This is a genomic window from Thermonema lapsum (genome assembly GCF_011761635.1).
Classification (GTDB): Bacteria; Bacteroidota; Bacteroidia; order Cytophagales; family Thermonemataceae; genus Thermonema; species Thermonema lapsum.
This window is the reverse complement of the sequence record NZ_JAASRN010000004.1, coordinates 52,876-73,676: the sequence shown is the minus strand read 5'-3', so window position 1 is coordinate 73,676 and position 20,801 is coordinate 52,876. Positions and strand designations below refer to the sequence as shown.

General features: G+C 45.6%; 16 protein-coding genes and 1 other RNA gene. 9 read left to right on the top strand and 8 right to left on the bottom strand.

Annotation, left to right across the window (positions count from 1 at the left end):
- The first annotated feature begins 582 nt into the window (after positions 1-582).
- Entirely contained in the window at positions 583-1,245 is a 663-nt protein-coding gene (locus FHS56_RS10725) for a transglutaminase-like domain-containing protein (protein ID WP_166920665.1), read from the top strand.
- A 166-nt stretch (positions 1,246-1,411) separates the two neighbouring features.
- Here the strand turns inward: FHS56_RS10725 and FHS56_RS10720 are convergent, their stop codons facing one another.
- Entirely contained in the window at positions 1,412-2,113 is a 702-nt protein-coding gene (locus FHS56_RS10720; RefSeq protein WP_166920663.1) for a potassium channel family protein, read from the bottom strand.
- Positions 2,106-2,732 carry a uridine kinase gene (gene udk, locus FHS56_RS10715; protein ID WP_166920661.1) on the bottom strand — a complete coding sequence of 209 codons (627 nt, stop codon included), beginning with the start codon at positions 2,730-2,732 and terminating at the stop codon, positions 2,106-2,108. Before udk ends, FHS56_RS10720 begins: the two co-directional genes overlap by 8 nt.
- A gap of 105 nt (positions 2,733-2,837) precedes the next feature.
- Here udk and FHS56_RS10710 point away from each other — a divergent pair, with 105 nt between their 5' ends.
- Together FHS56_RS10710 and ssrA are read left to right on the top strand one after the other, a co-directional pair.
- Positions 2,838-3,299: a hypothetical protein gene (locus tag FHS56_RS10710; protein ID WP_166920659.1), complete on the top strand. Its 462-nt coding sequence runs from the start codon at positions 2,838-2,840 to the stop codon at positions 3,297-3,299.
- 53 nt (positions 3,300-3,352) lie between these two features.
- Positions 3,353-3,733: a transfer-messenger RNA gene (gene ssrA / locus FHS56_RS10705) on the top strand.
- 369 nt (positions 3,734-4,102) lie between these two features.
- On the opposite strand, the gene FHS56_RS10700 is transcribed toward ssrA, so the two are convergent.
- The 5 genes from FHS56_RS10700 to FHS56_RS10680 all read right to left on the bottom strand — a co-directional run bounded on the left by FHS56_RS10700 (position 4,103) and on the right by FHS56_RS10680 (position 12,580).
- On the bottom strand, positions 4,103-5,782 hold the full coding sequence (locus FHS56_RS10700; RefSeq protein ID WP_166920657.1) for an acyl-CoA dehydrogenase family protein: 1,680 nt from the start codon (positions 5,780-5,782) through the stop codon (positions 4,103-4,105).
- A 168-nt stretch (positions 5,783-5,950) separates the two neighbouring features.
- Positions 5,951-8,962 (bottom strand): protein translocase subunit SecDF, encoded by a 3,012-nt coding sequence (secDF, locus tag FHS56_RS10695; protein WP_166920655.1) that lies wholly within the window; start codon positions 8,960-8,962, stop codon positions 5,951-5,953.
- 137 nt (positions 8,963-9,099) lie between these two features.
- Positions 9,100-9,489 carry a hypothetical protein gene (locus FHS56_RS10690; RefSeq protein ID WP_166920654.1) on the bottom strand — a complete coding sequence of 130 codons (390 nt, stop codon included), beginning with the start codon at positions 9,487-9,489 and terminating at the stop codon, positions 9,100-9,102.
- A 64-nt stretch (positions 9,490-9,553) separates the two neighbouring features.
- Positions 9,554-10,528, bottom strand: coding sequence for an AAA family ATPase (locus tag FHS56_RS10685; RefSeq protein WP_166920652.1), 975 nt, complete (start codon positions 10,526-10,528; stop codon positions 9,554-9,556).
- A gap of 48 nt (positions 10,529-10,576) precedes the next feature.
- Positions 10,577-12,580: a sensor histidine kinase gene (locus tag FHS56_RS10680; protein ID WP_166920650.1), complete on the bottom strand. Its 2,004-nt coding sequence runs from the start codon at positions 12,578-12,580 to the stop codon at positions 10,577-10,579.
- 113 nt (positions 12,581-12,693) lie between these two features.
- On the opposite strand from FHS56_RS10680, the gene FHS56_RS10675 reads away from it, so the two are divergent.
- The 6 genes from FHS56_RS10675 (at position 12,694) to FHS56_RS10650 (ending at position 19,536) form a co-directional block, all read left to right on the top strand.
- Positions 12,694-15,069 (top strand): carboxypeptidase-like regulatory domain-containing protein, encoded by a 2,376-nt coding sequence (locus tag FHS56_RS10675; protein WP_166920648.1) that lies wholly within the window; start codon positions 12,694-12,696, stop codon positions 15,067-15,069.
- A gap of 16 nt (positions 15,070-15,085) precedes the next feature.
- Complete coding sequence (locus tag FHS56_RS10670) at positions 15,086-15,679, top strand: type 1 periplasmic binding fold superfamily protein (protein WP_166920646.1); 594 nt, start codon at positions 15,086-15,088, stop codon at positions 15,677-15,679.
- 107 nt (positions 15,680-15,786) lie between these two features.
- Positions 15,787-17,085 carry an oligosaccharide flippase family protein gene (locus tag FHS56_RS10665; protein ID WP_166920644.1) on the top strand — a complete coding sequence of 433 codons (1,299 nt, stop codon included), beginning with the start codon at positions 15,787-15,789 and terminating at the stop codon, positions 17,083-17,085.
- Positions 17,086-17,088: 3 nt separating this feature from the next.
- Complete coding sequence (locus tag FHS56_RS10660) at positions 17,089-17,229, top strand: glycosyltransferase (RefSeq protein WP_166920642.1); 141 nt, start codon at positions 17,089-17,091, stop codon at positions 17,227-17,229.
- Positions 17,230-17,481: 252 nt separating this feature from the next.
- Positions 17,482-18,600: a UDP-galactopyranose mutase gene (gene glf, locus FHS56_RS10655; protein ID WP_166920640.1), complete on the top strand. Its 1,119-nt coding sequence runs from the start codon at positions 17,482-17,484 to the stop codon at positions 18,598-18,600.
- 12 nt (positions 18,601-18,612) lie between these two features.
- On the top strand, positions 18,613-19,536 hold the full coding sequence (locus tag FHS56_RS10650; RefSeq protein WP_166920638.1) for a glycosyltransferase family 2 protein: 924 nt from the start codon (positions 18,613-18,615) through the stop codon (positions 19,534-19,536).
- A gap of 3 nt (positions 19,537-19,539) precedes the next feature.
- Here the strand turns inward: FHS56_RS10650 and FHS56_RS10645 are convergent, their stop codons facing one another.
- Entirely contained in the window at positions 19,540-20,799 is a 1,260-nt protein-coding gene (locus tag FHS56_RS10645) for an O-antigen ligase family protein (RefSeq protein WP_166920636.1), read from the bottom strand.
- Positions 20,800-20,801 lie beyond the last annotated feature (2 nt).

The window sequence follows — 20,801 nt, the reverse complement described above, 5'->3', positions numbered from 1 at the left end:
TTACCATTTTTTACTTTTTCACTACTTTTACATCTTGGACACTTCATGACTTTTTTGCTACAAAATTATGAAATCTATATTTAGTTAGCAAGTCCATTTTCATCTTTGGGTTAATCAGCGTTGTAGTGTATTTATTAAAAGAATTCTCAGTGAAAAAAATTTCATCGTAAAAATCACCATTATCCAAAATATTTTGGAACAACTTTTTAAACTTTCATATTCCAGAAATTTAAGACTTTAAAGATATGCTCCCTCTCTTTTTTACAACCTCGCATTCATGATTCCAACCTTAATTATCTTTCTATCCTTTCACTCTGCTTCCTTAACCATTAACCATCTATTCATCTCCTCGATACTCGCTTCCAAAAACTTCTTCATATTTGTGTAACTCATTGTTGTTGAATGGATTAGAGGTTTTTTGCAGAAAAACTCATTCCATTAAATTGGACAACAGTAGAGGTTTTATTAACATCAATTTGTTGGTTTTGAAATAAGTCAGTAGCAACTTTCTCGATGCGGTTAGCAGCTACTTTTCAGTGTCAAATTTTGTTATTTTTATAAACTTCAAAAGCATATAAAGACATGGAAACGTATCTATCGCCTACCTACTTTATAGACAGTAACCACCCGGCAGTAGTTGCTTATACGCGCGAGGTGTGTGGTGATGAGCAAGACCCGTTGCGCTGTGCTGTCAAGCTGTTTTATGCCATACGTGACGGTTGGCGCTACGACCCCAGTGTTGTCAGCATAAAAAAGGAAGACCTCAAAGCCAGTCACGTATTAAGCAAAGACAGCGGCTATTGTGTGGAAAAAGCGGTATTACTGGCTGCCTGTGCCCGTGCTGCGGGCATTCCTTCCCGTTTGCATTTTGCCAATGTAACTAATCATATTGGCACCGAGCGAATAGAGAAGGTATTGGGCACTCATGTGCTTGTCTTTCATGGATATACCGAATTGTGGCTGCAAGAGCAGTGGGTAGCCGCTACACCTGCGTTCAACCGCTCGCTTTGCGAAAAGTTGGGCGTGATGCCCTTAGAGTTCGACGGCACACATGATGCCGTATTTCAAGAATATGACCCACAAGCCGGTAAATTCATGGAGTACTTGCACGACTACGGCAGCTTTCATGATTTGCCTTATGAATTGATGGTCAGCGAATGGCGGCGCTATTATCCTCACCTGTTCCGTAAGCTCCACAACAAGGAAGTGATGGTGCTTACAGACAAAAGCCCAGAGCTTGATTAGATGCGTTTAGCGTTATGGTAAGCACCTTTACAAACAAAGAACATCTGTCGGAGCCGGCGGGATTGAACATGAAGAGCCCCGTAGGTACTCTCGAGAGAGCAAAAGAGAAAAAGTAGCTTCTGAAACAAGAAATGAGCTGAAAAAGGGCTTGGTAATATGCTACAGCTTAGCGATTCAGCAACAAGAATTTATCTATATCAGGCTTTCTGCCCATCAAAATCAAAATATCACCTTCGTAAATGATGGTAGAAGGAGCGGGCACCCCAATGATATGCTCTACTTGGCGGGCTTGCTCTTCTCCTTCGGGTGTTTCTTCGTAGTAGCGCTTGATGGTGATGAGGTTCAGAGCGTACTTTTCGCGCAAACCGATATCTGCCAGCTTCCGGTTGATTACTTTGGGCGGTGGAGGTACTTCTGCAATTTCATAACCATCGGGCAGCGGCAAGCGCACCAGTATGTCCGGATTAAGTAAGCCTTCGGATACGGTCTTTGCCACCTCACGTTCCGGCGAAAGTATTTTAGAAACTCCCAATTGGCGTAGGATTTTTTCCTGTTGGTCACTGGCAGAGCGCACAATGATTTCTTTCACCTTCAGCTCAAGCAGATTCACAGTACACAAGAGCAAGGCTTCGAAGTCTTCGCCTATGGCTACCACCACGGCATCCATCTCCGATATGTTTTGCGCCTGCAGCGCCCGCTTGTCGGTAGCATCGACTTGCACGGCATAGGCTACCTCGTCTTTGATGGCTTCGATGTGCGCCATGTTGTTGTCTAAGGCAAGCACTTCTGCTCCTCGGGCGGCTAAGGTGCGGGCAATTTCCATACCGAATTGCCCTAAACCGATGACGGCAATTTTTCTTTTAGGCATTTTCTTTGACTTTTTGCTTTAGAAAAAGCTGCACCATTTCCAGCGCAGTGTTTATGTGCTTGTTGTTGGGCACTATAATATCAGCATCTTCACGGAAAGGTGCAATGTACCGCTCGTAGGTGGGTGCTACATGCCGCTCATAACGATATAAAACATCTTCAAGGTCATAACCTCGCTCTATTTTGTCGCGAATGATGCGCCGCTTCAGCTTGATGTGCTCTTTGGCTTCAATAAATATCTTCAAGTCGAGCAGCGATGCTACGTCTGGATAGTAGAAAACAAAAATACCCTCCACTACAATAATGGGCTTAGGCTTGAAAACCAATTCTTTAGGCGTAATGTTGGGATTATTGAAGGTATATTCCATGCGGTGCACCGTTTCGCCCTGTAATAAGCGCTGCAAGTCGCGGGCAAAGGCGTCATGGTCAAGCGACTGAGGGGTGTCGAAATTAGCAATATTGTTTTCATCGCGTGGTTGTTCTTCCAAAGGGCGATAGTAGTTGTCTTGCGATATCAAGCAGATTTCGTCTTCGCTGAAGTGATTCAAAAGGCTACGCAAGAAATAGGTTTTTCCTGAGGCACTGCCGCCTGTAATTCCGACAACGTAAGGCTTTTTCATTTGTTGAATGCGATTGGTCGAAAAGCAATGCGAAGATACAACGCTTTGGGCAAAGCTGCTAAACAAGCCAAAAATTACTTGTATTTTTGAGCAAAATAGAAAGCAATGGGAAAATGGTGGTTTCTGGCTGCGGGGGTTTTCACAACTGCCATGCTTAAATTTGCCTTTGCCCCCCCAGCTGCTTTTGTAGGGGGCTTGCCATTGTGGGGTGCCATACTGCTGACCATCGCCGGCATGATGACTACGGTAGGGATAGTAGTCGTTGGGGGGATTCCACTGCGCAACCGAATTGTTGCTTGGCAACGCAAGCGCAACAAACGACGGTTCACACGCCGCAACCGTATGATTGTAAAGATATGGAGTCGCTTTGGTATTTGGGGTATTGCTTTTCTTACACCTATCCTTTTTAGCCCTCCTATTGGTAGCATTTTGGCAGTAAGTCTGGGGGCACCGCGTCGTGCTATCCTGCTTAGCATGTTTGTGAGTGCTTGCTTTTGGGCGGTGGTGATGTGTTTGGCTATCTATTGGCTCAATATAGATTTGCGCAGGCTCAATCCATTTTCATAGATAAATGAACTTTTTTAAATTCGCAGTCGTTTTTGTTTTTGTGAAAACACAAGGGGGCCGACCGGTTTCGACAGCATGGACCGGAGGCATGCCTGCACGTCGGGCGATGGGAGTATCCCGTAAATCTACCTCCCAAACAATAAATGGCGAATCTAACTACGCCCTTGCTGCCTAATCAAGGATTACGGTAGCAAGTACCCGGGGCTTGAGGCGCCCTGCTCCCGGTGCTTCGCCCACTTGTAAGGGTATCAAAACGGAACGGAGCTATGCCCAAAAGAGTGCCGCGCTCTTGCGGGCGAGACACACACGCGGCTTGGGGGTGTTTCAGGTGGTTGCCTACCATGGCACCCCGACATAAGAAGTGGCAACTAAGCGTGTAGACGGCATGTTGCCGGCATGCCTGGACGAGGGTTCGAGTCCCTCCGGCTCCACAAAGCAAACACCCACCCCGCCCATAGAAAAGCGAAGGTGGGTGTTTTTTTATGAAGAGAGTTAGCTAAAATAGACTTGGTGTATTTGTCCAAAATTTTCTCTTATGCTCTGACAAACAACTGCAAAAAATGCGGCAGTCAAAGCATAGTAAAAAAACGGAGAGAACTGTAAGATGTCGGGTGATTGCTTGAATCACTGCTTTTTCTTTTCCACATAATATAAGCCAAAAACGTCGCTCACTCATCGCTTCTACAAACAAATCGAAATTTTTCTTGGCGTTAAAAGCTGAAATAGCCTCCCCTACTCATGAGAAGGGGCACAAAGAAACGCTTCAATAGCAGATTTTTTATTTTTGGTTATACAAAAGCATTTTAAAAATCCCAAGCCACGAGCCGATGGGCATCGTGCACCGAAGGCATGGCAACGGGCTTTGCCAAGGTATGATGCCGGTAATTCCAACAAGCTGCCAGCCAAGGAGTAGCCTCGCTTTGCTCTTCGATGAGCAGACTCAGCGTGTAGAGTTGTGTCAGGCGCTCGAACAGATGTTTTGCTACCAGTTGATTTTCATCGCCTTCGGGCAGCTCCTTCATCTCTTTGAGCAGCTCGTCCAGCTGATGCAAAAAGGGAAGCGCAGCCTCGCCCTCTTGCCGGAAAGCAGCGCTCATTTCTTTGACCATCACCTCCAAGCCTTTCGACTTGGCAGTTGCCCGCAACATGTCTAATATCATGATATTGCCAGCACCTTCCCAGATAGGCAAGACCAGCGCGTCACGCATCAGTTTGGGCATCACGCCGTCTTCAATGTAGCCGATGCCCCCCATCATCTCCATCGACTCCCGTATAATATAGACCGCTTCGAGGGCTGTATATCTTTTTACCATAGGAATCAACAAGCGTGCTAAGTGGGCTTCGCTTTCGTTGCCGTTGTCGGCGCCATCTAATGCCCTGATTGCCCGCCAGGTAATGTAAAAGACAGCCTGATAGCGAGCCCCCAGCTCTACGAACTTATCATAAGCCAAGGGGTGCTCAATGAGTCTCTTGCCGAAAGTAGAACGATGGCAGGCAAATTGATAAGCTTCAACAAGCGCACGACGGGCAAAGGCTGTTGCCGCTACTGCATTGTATAGGCGCGAAAGATTGACCATCTCTGCCATCAACTTAAACCCCTCTCCTTCTTTTCCTATTCGCTTGGCAAGGGTGTTGTGCATGATAATTTCGGCACTTGCCATAGAACGTACGCCCAGCTTATCTTTCAGGCGTACCACCTCCATAGGATTGCGCCCGCCACCCGGCAAAGTGGGCTCTACCAAAAACAGAGAAAGCCCACGTGTGCCTTCTGCAAGTGTACCGGTGCGTGCCAAAGCAAATATCACTTGGGCATTGGCATTGCTACAGAACCATTTCTCGCCATTCAAGCGATAATAATTGTTCTTTTCGGGAGCTGCCTTTACTAAGTTGGCACCTACATCAGAGCCGCCCGACTTTTCGGTAAGAAACATAGCACCGGTATAAAAGTCTGCGAGCTTGTCGGTATAGATATGCGGCAGCAAACGCTGTTTGTCTTCTTCTTCGCAGAAACGGTCAATCAGACGAGCGGCGCCATCGGTCATACACAAAGGACAGGGAATCCCCCCCTCTGCCATGGAATACAAGAAATAAGGGGCAAAGCCTGCCAAATGGCGCTCTTTTTGAAAGGCAGCTCGCAGCTTAGGATGCCACTTCACTCGAAACATATCCGAGCGCACGGCAATATCCATCAGTTGCCAATAGGCAGGATGAAACTCTATTTCGAAGATATCTTCGCCATAGAAATTGCGTCGTTTTAGAACAGGCGGGTGTTTATCGGCAGCCAGCGAAAGGGCATCCATCACTTGGGCAGCTTGTGCACCGGTCCATTGCAGCTTGGGAGTCAAGTACTCACTCAACTGCGGAGAAAAATACTTTTTCCAATAATGAGCTGCCAAGCGGTCACTTTCATAAAAGTTTTGACTGGGGGAAAAATCCGCAGGCAATACTCGGTTTTCTATGTGATTGCGGCTGATGGTATCCATGGTTTCAAGATTTATTATGCATACCGAATATACACAATATTTTGTAAAAAAAGTACTAAGAGCATAATAATGCTATTTTATGCCACTCGAAGCCTGATGAAAACACACAGAAGCCGCCCCAAAGGAGGCGGCTTCTGTATTTACTAACATAAGAATACGAGCCAAGAGTTATGCATTATCGACCGCTTTTTTGGTGGCATTTTTCTTAGTGAAGTCGTACACTATGGGCGCTGCAATGAACACCGAAGAGTAGGTACCGAAGATAACCCCCACTACCAATGCAAACGCAAAGCCGCGCAATACCTCTCCACCAAACAAGAGCAGGACAAACACTACCAAGAAAGTGGTTAGTGCTGTAATGATTGTACGACTCAAGGTTTGGTTGATGGCTTTGTTAAGTAAGACACCCAAAGGCATGCTACCGAATTCGGTGCGGTATTCACGGATGCGGTCAAATATTACCACGGTGTCGTTGATAGAGTAACCGATGATGGTAAGTATCGCGGCAATAAATACTTGGTCTATCTCCAAAGAGAAGCCCAGCAGGTTGGCAAGCTGGTATGCAGACAATACCACAAAAGCATCGTGGAACAATGCCACCACGGCACCCAAGCTATATTGCCACTGACGGAAACGCAGCAAGATGTAAAGGAAAATAACAATCAAAGAAAAGACTACTGCCACTTGCGAAGTGCTGCGTATGTCATCGGCGATGGTAGCGCCTACTTTACTTGAGCTCAGCACTTTGGGATTCATCTCAGAGAACTGGTTCAAGCCTTTCTCCAATGCCTCGCGCACAGTATTGTCGGCGGCATCGCTTGCATCATCAATCAAGTAGCTGGTTGTTATTTTCAGGCGATTGTTGGCACCAAAAAGCTTCACTTCGGGAGCTTTGTTTTCAAATACGGGAGCCAAAGCAGCACGCACCTCTTGTGTCGATACGGCTTTGTCGAACTCTACCACGTAGGAGCGCCCGCCTTTAAAGTCAACCCCCAAGTTGAATCCTCCCATAATGAGGGTAGCCACAATCCCCAAAACAATCACTACCGAAGAGAAGATGTAGGCTTTTTTGCGATTGGCAATGAAATCAAAGTTTTGGGAGTCGAGCCATTCCGATACCTTGCGCGTAAAGGTAGTAATGAAGTTGATGCGTGGCTTTTTACCATCGCCGGCAAGATATTCTACTACCAAACGGGATACAAATACCGAAGAGAAGACCGAGCACACAATGCCAATCAAGAGGATGATGGCAAAGCCTTGCACCGGACCAGAGCCAAAAATATAGAGAATCAAGCCGGTAAGGAAGGTGGTCACGTTGGCATCGATGATAGAGCTCAAGGCTTTGGTGTAGCCTTTTTCTATGGCACCGACCAAAGGCAAACCATGTTTCAATTCCTCACGGATACGCTCATAAATCAGCACATTAGCATCCACTGCCATACCTATGGTCAATACGATACCAGCAATACCGGGCAGGGTAAGTACAGCGCCTAAAGGTGCCAGTACACCGAAGATAAACAAGAGGTTGATAAACAATGCGAAGTTGGCAACCCAACCACTGCTGCCGTAATACACAGCCATGAAGGCAAGCACCAATATGAAGCCCAAGACAATAGACAAAATGCCTTGACGGATGGACTCTTTACCCAAAGAAGGACCCACCACGGCTTCTTCTACGATGCGTACGGGGGCAGGCAGTTTACCGGCTTTCAATACATTGGCAAGGTCAGCAGCTTCTTCTACGGTAAAGTTACCGGTAATAGAGGAATTGCCTCCGGTGATTTCCGACTGCACGGTGGGGGCGGTGTACACATAGTTATCGAGCACGATAGCTATACGCTGTCCTATGTTTTCGCGGGTAATTTTTGCCCACTTGCGAGCTCCTTCGGCATTCATAGACATAGAAACAGACGGGCGCCCATTTTCGTCATAGTCGGGGCGGGCATCGGCAATAACGTCTCCTTCGAGCAGCGGTTTGCCGTCGCGACGAGTCTCTATGAAATAGAGCTCCAGCTTGCCTGCTAAGGGATTGTCCACGCCGGCTTCGGGTTTGGCAGCCCACAAGATGCGTAAATTCGAAGGGAAGAAGCTGCGCACCATTTCATCGCGCAGGATTTTGTTCACTTCGGCGGTATCTTCTACAGATACATACACGCCGTAGCCGGTTAATACGAAAAGCTCATCGAAACGAGAGCGTTTTATCTGCAGAGAGTCGGATTTGGTAGAGTCGGCTTGTACTTGTTTTGCCTGCAACGAGTCAGCTGCTTTCAAAGAATCGGTTTGTGCCTGCGCGATGGAATCGCTTGTTTCTTCAAAAGGATTGCTTACCTCTTCTTTTTGTTTGGCATTGCTCTCTTCAAAGGGGTTCTTTTCTTCCGCTTGAGCAGCCTTGTCTTCTATTTTCAGGTAGTCTCTCAACTGCAAGAGAGCATACTGCAGGTCAGTGAGCGGATAAACACGATAAAACTCAAGCTTGGCTACCCCGGAAAGCAGCTTTTTAGCACGCTCGGGGTCATCGACACCGGGCAATTCCACTTGGATGCGCCCACTCGTAGGCAACTTTTGAATAGCGGGGTTAGCAACACCGAACTTATCGATACGACGACGCAATACTTCGAAAGCACGGTCAACGGCGCCGTTGATTTCTTTGTTCAAGTAAGCTACTACCTCTTCATCGGAAGAGTTGAAGGTCAATTCTTTGTTTCCGGGATTGGCAAACAAGCGCGCCAAATTGGCATCAGGCTTCACCTCTTTGTATGCTTCGGCAAAGAGGGTACCGAAGGGCGCTTGGCTGTTTTGCTGCTTTTGTTGTGCCAGTTTAAGGGCTTTTTCGAAGTCTCCGGTCTTGGCTCTTGCCCCTGCCAGTGCCTTTACAATATCAGCAGGCGATACTTCAAGCACCAAGTGCATGCCCCCCTGCAAGTCCAAACCCAAGGAAAGGGCACGTTTTTGTACTTCTTCATAAGTAAATGAGCGAAAGCCCAAGTTGTACACTGTCACATTGGCGACAGAATCTAGATAATGTTGCTTTTGGGCGAAATCGATGTTTCCATTTTTGTCGGTGGCATAAGCTTCTGCTTCGCTCTGCACTTTATAGTGCACCAAAGTGAAGGACAGATAATAAACCGACAAGACACCCAATATAATGGCTAACCATTTGATAGCTCCTTTTTCTGACATAGTCTATGTTTGTTTTGGTTTTGATAGAAAACAAATGTTAAATACAAGAATAGGGAATCAGACCTTTTGACAATCTCTGCGGCGCTTAGCTTCAAGCGAAAAAGCTGCTTGCCAAAGCGCAAGAAAAGCATGCCCTGTTAAGGGGCATTGACTACCACAAAGTAACGAAACAGCTGCTCGTAGTATATGAGACGGGGCGAAAAGTCGGGAAAAGCAATGCGGGTATTTTCCGGTGCAGGCAAGCTTATATTGAACAGGAAAAGAAAAGGGTGTTTGAAGTCAAAACGCAAGACCGACAGAAGCGCCTTTTGAGCAATGTCTTGCTCCCAATAATTCTTTTGGGCGGGGTCTTCCTGCTGGTTACCGTCTTGTGAGTGGGTGGGTTCGGTGACTTTGGGCAGCTGTTGCAGTTGTGCCTCATGCAAAGCAGCCTGCTGCACGCTGGCAAAACGGCACAAAAGAAAAACAAGCAGCCCACCCATGTAGGCAAACCGAAAAGAAGTAATATGTATACGCAGTTGCTTCACGCTTTGTATTTGCCTTCAAAACCGCCCGCAATTTATAGAATCTTATTGAATCATTCAAAGCACCTCACGCATGAATGATTTCAAGAATCAAATCATCTACCGAAATATTTTCAGCTTGGGCTTCGAAGTTCAAAACAAAACGATGGCGCAAAACGGGCAGCGCCACAAAGTGCAAGTCTTCGAGGGCAAGTGAATAACGCCCCGAAAGAAAGGCATGTGCTTTGGCAACACGCAGCCACGCCTGCCCTGCACGTGTGCCTGCACCCCACTGCACCCATCGCCGTATGTTTTTGTTGGTAGTAGCTTGGGGGCGGGTTTGTAAAATACATTCATGCACCCAAACAATGAGACGCTCATCAACGGCTACTTTCTGCGCGCATTCTTGTGCTGCCACGAAGTCGTCGCGCCCCATGACGGCTTCAGGCTCATGGAAGTGTTCCACTGCTGTTTGGCGCAACACCTCCAGCTCGGCGTCTGGTGCCGGATAAGTCATTTTCAAATAGAGCAAAAAACGGTCGAGCTGTGCTTCAGGCAGCGAATAAGTGCCTGCCTGCTCCACGGGGTTTTGAGTAGCCAGCAGAAAAAAAGGCGTCGGCAGAGGGTAGGTATTACCGGCATAAGTCACGGCACATTCTTGCATGGCTTCGAGCAGGGCGGCTTGTGTTTTGGGCGGCGTGCGGTTGATTTCGTCTGCCAGCAGCAAGTTGGCAAAGATGGGTCCCAGGCGGAATTCCACCTCTAAGTTCCCATCAGGCAGCTGGCGAATCACTTCGGTGCCTATGATATCGGAAGGCATGAGGTCGGGGGTAAACTGTATGCGATTAAAATGCAATCGCATACTTTGAGCCAAGGTCTTTACTAAGAGGGTTTTGGCTAAGCCCGGCACCCCTTCCAAGAGTGCATGCCCTCCTGCCAACATTGCCGACAATACCAGCTTTACCGTTTCTTGCTGCCCTAATACCACTTGTTCGACTTCTTCAAGCAGCTTCCATAGGCGTTCTTGCAAATACTTTACTTGTTGCTCGGTGGTTGCCCTCATGCGCATTGGGTTTTCAAAATAAACGGTAGCATTGGCGAATTGTTGTGCTTAGTGCTGCTTGTCTGCCTGAGTTACGTTCATTCCATAATTGACCAATAAAAGAGTAAAACACACTTTGGTGCCTCTTTCAGGCGTACTCTCCACAGAGAAGCTACCACCACTCTTCGTAATGAAATCATAGCACATCAACAGGTTGAGCACGGCTGTGTTGAACTTGCTTTTCTCCTGATAGCTGATTTTCTGCACTCCTTCCTGATAGGCTTTCATTTCGGCTTCACTAAAACCAACGCCATTGTCTTGTATGCATACCTTCAAGTGGTTGTCTTCGGGGCATTCTATGTTAATACGTACGCTGCCTTGGGGGGGCGTCATCCGAATGGCATTGGACAGCAGGTTGCGAATCACAAACGATAAGACGTCTTTTTCTATTTTAGCAGCCACCACACGCTTGCATGTATCTTGGAAATGAAGGCTCAACTGCTTGGCTTCAATGAAAGGACGAGACTGCTCTACACTATCACGTATATGCCGCACCAAATCGAAACAAATAGAACTATCGAGGGCAGCGGTTGACTGCTGCTGCATCCACTGCAAAATATCCTGCAAATGAAGCAGTACCTTTTCGAGTTCACCCAACATACGCTGCCATAAATCTTTCTTCTCTTCGGCATCCAGCATATTCTCGTGCGAGGTCAGCAAAATCAAAAAACCTTTCAAGGTGCTGAGTGGCGCGCGTATTTCTTGCGAAATCACGGTATATATTTTTTCCTTAATGCGCAGTTCATGCTCAATGAGCTTGCGCTGCAGGGCGTTTTCTTCGGCTTTCTGAGATACTTCCAACGAAATTTGATGCAATTTTTTGTTTCTGTCTTCCAGTGCTTTGTTCGATGCCTCCAGCTGCCGGTTGATGTCTGCCAAAGTAGCATTAGCTTCTTCGAGTTCTTCCTGCTTGGCTTCCAAATTATTGAGCGCTTCCTGTAAAGAAAAAAGTAGACGGTTGAAGCTTTCGGTCAGTTCTCCCAGTTCGTCTTCGGTAAATTTCTGCACAGCATAAAAAGAGTGTATGCGGTCATATTGCCCTTCTGTAATGTAGGAAGTATAACGGCGCATGACTCTGGTCAGGTGCTGGAGGGGTATAGTCATCAGATAGGACAGGAAATAGCCAAAAGTGAGGCTCAAAATAAGCATAATCAGAAACGATACAATCATGATATTCTGAAACTGCCCTTGGAGGCGGCTGTCCTGTGCTGCCACCTCTCCCAATGCCCGCTCGAGTGCATAAATGGCACGGTCGGCACTGCGGCGCAATTCAAAACGCAAGCCTTCGCCTTCCTGCTCCTCACCTATTTGACGGTAATAGATAAAATACCACCGCAAGTGGCTTTCATACTCTGCCAATAGTTGTTCAAGCTCCCGCAAGGCAGCTGCCGGCAAGCGGCGATGTGCCAGACGACGAAAGCGTTCCAGAGCAGCTTTTAGCTCCTCTTGGTTGGCAGAATCCATACTCTTCATAGCTTTCTGCTCCATCAAGCGTACCTCCATCCACTCTGCCCGGGGCAAGCCAGACACTTGCTCTATAGCCTTTGCCAGCCGCATTACTTCGCCATACTCGCCGTAATTGTTATATCCCATCCGCTGCACTATTACTACTGTTTGGTTCAGCTTGTCGCGGTAGATGCTCAACTGCTCACGAGCATCTTTTAAGTGCAACTGGATGTCGCTTCCTTGCACCAAAGGGGCTTTTAACAGAGTGTCTATGGTCTGTTGAATATGAGTATAGAGTTGTTTATGCTTATCTATCAACTCGCTGCGCCCATAGCGGTAAAAATAACTTTTCTTGAGGTCAGTCAAGAAGAAGCTTTGCTCTATTTTCACCAATTGCAAGGTCTGAATCATTACATTGGTCATCTGCTGCGACAGCAGACTGATGCTTCGACGTTTGTTGTAAAACGAAAGACTAATAGCCATCAAGCCGCCCAAGAGGGCAATAAAGAAGGCATAGCTTGCAAAGAGCTTGTACCGTACAGACCAACGCTTGATTACAGACCACATGCTTTTAAAACATAAAATTCATGGGTAAGATAAAAATTTATGGTCTGTGAAAAAATTGTGAGGGAATTGAAAAAAAACTATATTTGCAACGATGTTGCAAAAAACATGTTAAAGTGCCTCACTACAAAGAATTTCTATGGGCTTGTCTATACCTGTGCTTGCATGCTTGGAGCAGCAAGGCACAAGATTGCATGCTCCGCTTGGATGGGCGCGTAATCGACACTAATGGCAAACCACTACCTGCCGCTACGGTTTACATATTAAACAGCAAACAGGGTAGCATCACTTCTTCGGATGGTTACTACAGGTTAGAAAAGCTGTGTCCTGGGCAATACGTGATTGAGATTTCATTTACAGGATATAGCACACTCTACGACACTTTGCAGCTGACCAGTTCGATGCACCGGAACTATCGCCTGTCGGAGTTGCCGCTGGATGTAGGCAAAGTAGTCATTGAAAGCAAGCCTTTTCTTTATGAGAGTGTTGTTGTGGAAACGCTCAATGACAAAGCACAATGGAGGCAAGCAAGCAAACCGCTCAGCCGCATGCTTGAAGAGATAGAAGGCGTAAGCAGTTTAAGCACTGGTGCCGAGATAGCACAACCTATGTTGCATGGCTTTTGGGGCAATCGCTTAGCTTTGAATGTAGAAGGTAGCCCGCTGGGCAGCCAGCGATGGGGTGCCGAACATGCGCCTGAAATAGACCCACTCGCTTATGACCGCATAGAAGTCATCAAAGGAGCACAAGCCGTCTTGTTGGGCAGCGATGCCATAGGCGGGGCGGTGGTAGTCAAACAATCGCCACTAAGCGACATCGACAGCCTACAAATCCGATGCATACTAAATACGTACAGCAACGGCATGGGGGCACTGGTACATCAAAAAACCAGCGGTCGCCTGTCTGAAAATTTCACTTTCCGGATATATACTACTGCTACCAGCAGTGGCGACCGCCAAGCTGCCCGTTATGTACTTTCCAACACAGGGCACCGCCGCCTAAGTGCCGGTACTGGCTTAGGATATCGCTACCGTCGCTGGGATGCCAACGTACAGTATGATTTCTTCGGTGCAGAAAACGGTATTTTGCGCGCTGCCCACATAGGCAATCTCGATGACCTCGCCCGTGCTATGGAGCGCCACCAGCCTTGGTATGTAGCTCCTTTTAGCTACGACATTGCCAATCCCAAACAAAAGATAGCACACCACAGCTGGCGACTGCAGTCACATCGCCACGGTGAGCACGCCGACTGGTATTTTGTTTATAGCCTGCAAAACAACACAAGAAAAGAATATGACATACGGCGGGGTGGGCGCAGCAACATGCCTGCCGTATGGATGCGTCTGTTGCAACAGCACTTAAGCGTACAAGGGAATTTCCATTTTCTTCGCCAAATGGAAAGCTCCTTGGCTGCTGAAGGGCTCTGGCAAGACAACCTCAACCGCACCGAACAGACCAACACCCGTCCCATCTTGCCCGACTATCGGCGCCAGCAGCTGAGCCTCGCTTGGGCAAATACCCTTCCTTTGAATCGTATGGAATGGAACTGGGGACTGCGCTTAGATTACAATCATGTTCAAGTATGGACCTTCGACTATAAACAACAACTAAATACCCCTGAATTTCGGAAATTCAATGGACAGTTCAATATGGGTATGCATACCCACCTGTCGGATGCGTGGGAATGGACTTCTTCACTGGCGTGGAATTACCGCCTGCCAGCTATCAACGAGCTCTATAGTCAAGGGCTACACCATGGCAGTGGTTGGATAGAAGAAGGATTACTGGTCGATAACACGGGCTACTACACGCCTAAAAGCAAACTACGCTTCGAGCAAACCTACCGCTGGGTGAATCAATGGGTATATAGTAAGAAGCAACACCGCCTCAGCCTGACGCCTCATGTCAGTTACATTCAAAACTATGTAAACCTGGAAGCGGCAGACTTGCGTCTTACCATACGGGGAGCATTCCCGGTATTTCGCTATCGTCAAACCGACGTACTGTGGGCAGGTAGCGACCTGTCGTGGGAATGGCAGCTGAGCCCCTCGCTTAAAACCACACACAAGGGCAGTGTGTTGTGGGCATACGATATAAAGCGGGACGCAGGCTTGAACCAAGTGCCTCCTCCGGTGTATCGTGGTGCTATTGTTTGGCAAAAGGCAAAATGGGGCAAGCTTTCAGATATACAACTGGAGTTTACCTCCGAATACAATGGCATTGCTCTGTCTCTGCCTCATGTTATTGCACCTACCCAAGTGGAAAGTCAAGCGTCTGATACTGACCGGGCATGGGATTTCATGCCTCCCCCGGCAGATTACTGGCTGTTCCACTGGCGCATGGAAGGCAACTACGGGACGCATTGGCGCTTTTCGGTTGAAGTAGAGAATATACTAAACCGAGCATATCGCTCCTATCTGAACCGCTGGCGCTACTTCGCCGATGATTTGGGACGCAACGTATCGTTAAGTGTTCAATATATGTTTCACTGATAAAATCCAAAAAACAATGAGAAAGCAAGTTTTATTCTCGACCCTCTTGGCAGCAAGCGTAGCACTGACTGCCTGCAAAAAAGACGACCCCAAGCCGGTCAATGAATCGGAGCTCATCACCACCGTGGAGGTTACCTTCACCAACCAAGACGATGATTCGGATGTGGTTACGATTCGCTGGTACGATGAAGATGGCGACGGTCCTGCTAATCCCGTCATTACCAACGGCAATTTGAGAGGCGGCGCTACCTACAACGCACAAGTCAAGCTGTTGGATGAAAGCAAATCACCTGCCAAAGACATCACCGCAGAAATACGAGCAGAAGCCGAAGAGCATCAGCTGTATTATGGCTTTAGCAATGCGCTATTTAGCAGCTTCGAGTATCTGGACCAAGATGCCAACGGACGCCCGTTGGGTTTAAGCTTCCGGGTGAGCACCGCTCCTAACCGCAGAGATTCAGAAAATTTCACGGTACTGCTCATTCATGAGGGCGACAAGTCGAAAAACAATGCTTCTAGCCCATGGGTGTACAACCAACTTATAGGTGGCGAAGTCGACGTACAAGCTGACTTTAAGTTGAATCTGCAATTTGAATCTGTGGTAGAATAAGCGATTCTCTGTGCAGTGAAATAAGCGCCGCTCTAAGTGACAAAGTCGAAAAACTTTGTCACTTTTTTACTTTATCTTTGCAGCTATAAATTTTTTTTTACAGGCGTATGTCTTTTTCTGTCAAGCGACTACTCTCCTCTTCCTTGTTCCAGAATTTTGTGGCAAATGGTTTTTGGCAGCTTAGTAATCTTCTCCCCCCTATTATTCTTGTCCCTTATTTAGTCAACACCTTAGGCGGCGAACAATATGGAGCTTTTGCTTTTCTTCAAACTCTTATGGAATATGGTTTTCTAATTACAGATTACGGTTTTTTGCTATCGGCTACCAAAAGAGTTGCACAAGCGTCATCACCCGCCGAAAGGGCAAAAATATTTGCCAATGTGGTTTTTATAAAATTAACATTGGTCGGCATACTCGCTCTTTTCTTCTTTTTAGGATTTGGACTGATTTTTTCGCAAGAATACTCCGTTGGTACCATTGGCTTTCTCTTGCTGGCTATTTTAGGATATTCTCTTTTTCCTATGTGGTATTTTCAAGGTATAGAAAAGTTTAAGTTTATCAGTATTCTAAATGCTTTGAGCAAACTACTTTTAATGGGAACGATTCTGTATTTAGTAAATGAGCGCGACGACTTGACCTATGCTGTTGTGGCTTATTCCATTGCTTATTTGTTTATGGGGGGCGTGGGCTTTATTTATGCACTTCGTTCTTTTGGCACGCCTGTTTTTAAATTACTCAGCATAAAAGAAATAAAGCTACTTTTAAAAGAGGGAGGATACTTTTTCACCAGCTCGCTTATGCCTACAATCTATACGCATTTACCAGTTGTAGTGCTTAAATTTTTCACTAATAACTTATTTGTAGGCTTATTTAGTCTATCTCTCAAGATTGTTACAATTGCAAAGTATACTCTTTTAGCTTTTGTAAATGTTCTTTATCCCCGAATATGTCGGAAAGCTACCCAATTATCTATACAGGAGCTAAATGCTTACCTGAAGAAGGTATATACCCCTCTATGGATAGCCTGTTTATTAGGCTGTGGGTTATTGTTTGGGCTAGCACCTTTTATTGTGCACTTGGTAGATATTGAAAAAGGTAGCATAAATATTCTTGTTTTTGTGCTTCGAATACTATCAGCTGTCCCGATATTAGTTGCAACACACGCTTGGTTCAGCCTCCCCCTCATGGCATATGGGCATGCCAAGCTATATAGTTATGCCATTCTTTATGGTAGTATTTTTGCACTACTTTGGCAAGGTACTTGCGTAGTGCTGTGGCAACGAAATTCATTGCTTTTGCTTTATGGTATTTCCATAGCTGTCCCTCTCACAGAATTCATCATTGGAGGAGCATTTTATGCATACTATCGAAAACTCAAACATTTATTAGAACAAAAAACAACATAGTGCATGAAGGTATTTGCTACGGTAGTTACTCATAATCGAATAGAATCACTAAAAAAATGCATCGAGCACTTGCGCAAGCAAACGCGAAAGCCCGATGCCATTATTATCATCAATAACGGCAGTACAGACCATACTCTTGAATGATTGCACCTACAAGATGACCTCATTGTAATTACTCAAGAAAATTAGTGGGAGTTCTGGCGGCGAATATACCGCAGCCAAAGCCGCTTATGAACGGGATGCCGATTATGTATTTTTGGCTATGTATAAAGCAATTATTCTGGACAAAGCTCCCAAAGATTTGTTTGTTTATCTTAAAGCCATTGTTCATGGGCTTAGCAATAGATTAGGGAAAGTTGAGTTTAAGTAAGAAACTATATAAAAAAGCAGAAGCATATGCATATATATGACTATTTGATTGTAGGTGCCGGATTATTTGGAAGCGTATTTGCAAGAGAACTGACCGATGCTGGTTTCAAATGTTTAATCATAGACAAGCGTCCGCATACGGGTGGAAACGTATATACCGAAAAAAGAGAAGGTATCGACGTTCACATGTATGGTCCCCATATTTTTCATACAAGCGACGACAGAATATGGGCATATGTTAACCGTTTTACTAAGTTCAATCATTATGTGAACCGTCCCAAGGTATATTATAAGGGAAAAATTTACTCTTTCCCAATTAACTTGTTTACCTTATACCAGCTGTATGGAGTAAAAACCCCAGCGGAGGCACAAAAAAAGTTGGAAGAAGTAAAAGTTCCTATTAAAAATCCTAAGAATTTAGAAGAATGGGTATTGTCTCAGGTAGGGCAGGAAATCTATGAAATCTTCATCAAAGGATATACCATGAAGCAATGGATGTGTGACCCCAAAGAGCTACCTACTTTCATCATCCGGCGTCTGCCCATTCGCTTGACTTTTGACGACAATTATTTCAACGATTGCTACCAAGGCATTCCGGTCGAAGGATATACAAAAATGATGGAGCGCCTGCAGGCAGGTATAGAAGTACGCCTTAACACAGACTACTTCGCCAACAAAGAGTATTTCGACGGTACAGCCCGCAAAGTGGTATTTACCGGAAAAATAGATGAGTTCTTTGGTTACCGTTTTGGTGAGTTGGAATATCGCACGCTCCGCTTCGAACACGAAATGCACAAAGGCGATTACCAAGGCAATGCAATTATCAACTACACCGAGTATGAAATCCCTTATACTCGTATTTGCGAGCATAAGCATTTTACTTTTGGGCAGCAAGAGCATACGATTATTACCAAAGAATATCCAGAGGCATGGAGTAGAGGGAAAGAACCTTATTATCCAATCAACAACGAACGAAACAACAAAATTTATAAACAGTATGCGACACTTAGCGAAGAGTTAAAAGATAAGTACATTTTTGGAGGTCGCCTTGCCGAGTACAAATACTACGATATGCATCAGGTGATTGGTTCTGCTTTGGCAAAAGCAAAAAAAGAAATTGAGTTTCAAAAATCTACTTGTTCATAATCTCTTATTTCCATGAAAAACAATCAAAAAGTAACGGCAGTAGTGGTTACTTACAACCGTCTGAATTTGTTGCAACAATGCATAGAATCATTACGCAATCAAACATACCCGGTAGAACGCATTCTTGTAGTTGACAACGGAAGCAATGACGGGACATCTGAGTGGTTAGACAATCAGCAGGATTTGTGTGTAGTCCATCAGGAGAATTTAGGAGGAGCCGGTGGTTTTTACAGAGGATTCAGCGAAGCGCTTAAACAAAACACCGACTGGGTTTGGGCAATGGACGACGACTGCATTCCCCAATCAAATGCCTTAGAAGCACTGATTCACTACGCATCAGAAGCAAATAACATTTATTGCAGTGTAGCGATTAGTACTCAGAATCCAACACAACTCTGCTGGATTACCAAGACCATAGGCGGGCGCCGTTTGCAAAAAACAGATGAATTAGGGGAGGAACCAATAGAAGTAGCCGGTGCCCCTTTCTTAGCTATGCTTCTTTCTACTGAACTGATAAAAAAAGTTGGATTGCCAATAAGCGAGTTATTTATCTGGGGCGACGATACAGAATACTGTTGGCGTGCAAGAAAAAAAGCACAAAGCAGAATCTTTTACATTCCTCAAAGCAAAGTATATCATCCGCCAACAGAGTATATGCCCATACGTTTGCTTCCATTCATGCCACATGTTAACCTTGTAAAAGCCGCTCCTTGGAAGCTATATTACGAGTTTAGAAACGTTACATTTATCAATAAGCGCTATCTTTCTTCGCTGAAATACTATTGCTTCTATCTGCCTAAAACCATTTTTAAGTTGTTTCTATATGGGAAGTACCTATTTAGGGAATCTCGTTGGAAGCATGTAAAAAATATGCTACAAGCCATCTACCAAGGGCATAAAGGGCAGTTGGGCAAAGTGAATTACGAGCACCTATAAAGTTCAAGTATTTTGAAGAATGCCTTTTTGATTCCAAGTCTCTCGGGGCAACATATACCACAAACTACCTATCCACATATACCACACAATGCCCTTCTGATTGCTTAAATAGCAATCTATCATAAGGGCTACAAAAAAAGCAATCGACTGCAGAGCATACCAATAATTGCCTCGCCGGATGCTCTGTATGATAGGGTATAGAAATACCGTCAGTAGCAGTAATAACCCTAACAAACCATGGCGCACTGCCTCTTCCAGAAATTCATTGTGTGTACTGAAGCCTTCTAACCACTCCCAGCCATTTGCCTTATAGCAGCTATTCAATGCTTGGGTGGCATCGCCGGTTCCCACTCCACAAAGAAAGGTTTTCCAATTTTGTGTCCATACTTCTACCCCGCAATGCCACTGCCCCAAACGATGATAAAAGCTGTATGTTAAAAAGCCAGCAAAGTCCCAGACAGAGCGCAGGCTTATGTTTTTGTCCACACCAAACTGATATGAACTACTATCCCATTGACTCATAGCAAACAAAAAACCTACGACAAGAAAAGAAGGCACTCCTGCACTCAAATAAAGCAAGTACCTCTTGCCCTTTACTGCCAATAACTTGATTATCCCTGCACCTACAGGCAGCAGCAGCATCGCCACAACAGCAGCCTTGGCATTCAAGAGTAGTAATGTAGCAAATGCTACTACGGTAAAGCCTGCTGCCAGCGCATAAGCTGCTGTTTCCCTTCTTTGATATACAAGATACCATATCATGAAAGTGGCTGTAAGCCAGTACATTCCCATAAAGCCATGATGAAAAGGGGTCGATTGAGTAATTATCCACATATTGATTTCATGAAACTTCATATAAAAGGGCAAAACTCCCCCAAGAGTATAGGGCAAAGTAAAGAAGGTAGAAACCACAAAGCACCACATCAGCAGGTGATATTGTTTTTTGTGCAGTGAAGGACTTACTGCCCACATCCATGGCACCAGTACCAACAACATGTGGACTTCCAGATGAAACATACCTTCATCATAGTTTGAGCTCCACAACAAGCCTATGGCGAATAAAGCATACCATGCCCAATGTAGCAGTAACCAAGAGCGTTCCCTCCAATCTTTCCAAGCTGGGCGATGATAAAGATGATAGCCCAGGGTCCAAGCCATCAGCAGGATAGTACAAACTCCATTGAAGTGCTCATGCCAAGGCAAAGAAATAACTACCAACGCCAAAAGGAAAAAGAAAACTTTTTCGTTAAAAAGTGTTTTCATAT

Coding starts and splice junctions, on each gene's coding strand:
- FHS56_RS10725 (WP_166920665.1), top strand. CDS start 583: ATGGAAACGTATCTATCGCCTACCTACTTTATAGACAGTAACCACCCG.
- FHS56_RS10720 (WP_166920663.1), bottom strand. CDS start 2,113: ATGCCTAAAAGAAAAATTGCCGTCATCGGTTTAGGGCAATTCGGTATG.
- udk (WP_166920661.1), bottom strand. CDS start 2,732: ATGAAAAAGCCTTACGTTGTCGGAATTACAGGCGGCAGTGCCTCAGGA.
- FHS56_RS10710 (WP_166920659.1), top strand. CDS start 2,838: ATGGGAAAATGGTGGTTTCTGGCTGCGGGGGTTTTCACAACTGCCATG.
- FHS56_RS10700 (WP_166920657.1), bottom strand. CDS start 5,782: ATGGATACCATCAGCCGCAATCACATAGAAAACCGAGTATTGCCTGCG.
- secDF (WP_166920655.1), bottom strand. CDS start 8,962: ATGTCAGAAAAAGGAGCTATCAAATGGTTAGCCATTATATTGGGTGTC.
- FHS56_RS10685 (WP_166920652.1), bottom strand. CDS start 10,528: ATGAGGGCAACCACCGAGCAACAAGTAAAGTATTTGCAAGAACGCCTA.
- FHS56_RS10680 (WP_166920650.1), bottom strand. CDS start 12,580: ATGTGGTCTGTAATCAAGCGTTGGTCTGTACGGTACAAGCTCTTTGCA.
- FHS56_RS10670 (WP_166920646.1), top strand. CDS start 15,086: ATGAGAAAGCAAGTTTTATTCTCGACCCTCTTGGCAGCAAGCGTAGCA.
- FHS56_RS10665 (WP_166920644.1), top strand. CDS start 15,787: ATGTCTTTTTCTGTCAAGCGACTACTCTCCTCTTCCTTGTTCCAGAAT.
- FHS56_RS10660 (WP_166920642.1), top strand. CDS start 17,089: ATGAAGGTATTTGCTACGGTAGTTACTCATAATCGAATAGAATCACTA.
- glf (WP_166920640.1), top strand. CDS start 17,482: ATGCATATATATGACTATTTGATTGTAGGTGCCGGATTATTTGGAAGC.
- FHS56_RS10650 (WP_166920638.1), top strand. CDS start 18,613: ATGAAAAACAATCAAAAAGTAACGGCAGTAGTGGTTACTTACAACCGT.
- FHS56_RS10645 (WP_166920636.1), bottom strand. CDS start 20,799: ATGAAAACACTTTTTAACGAAAAAGTTTTCTTTTTCCTTTTGGCGTTG.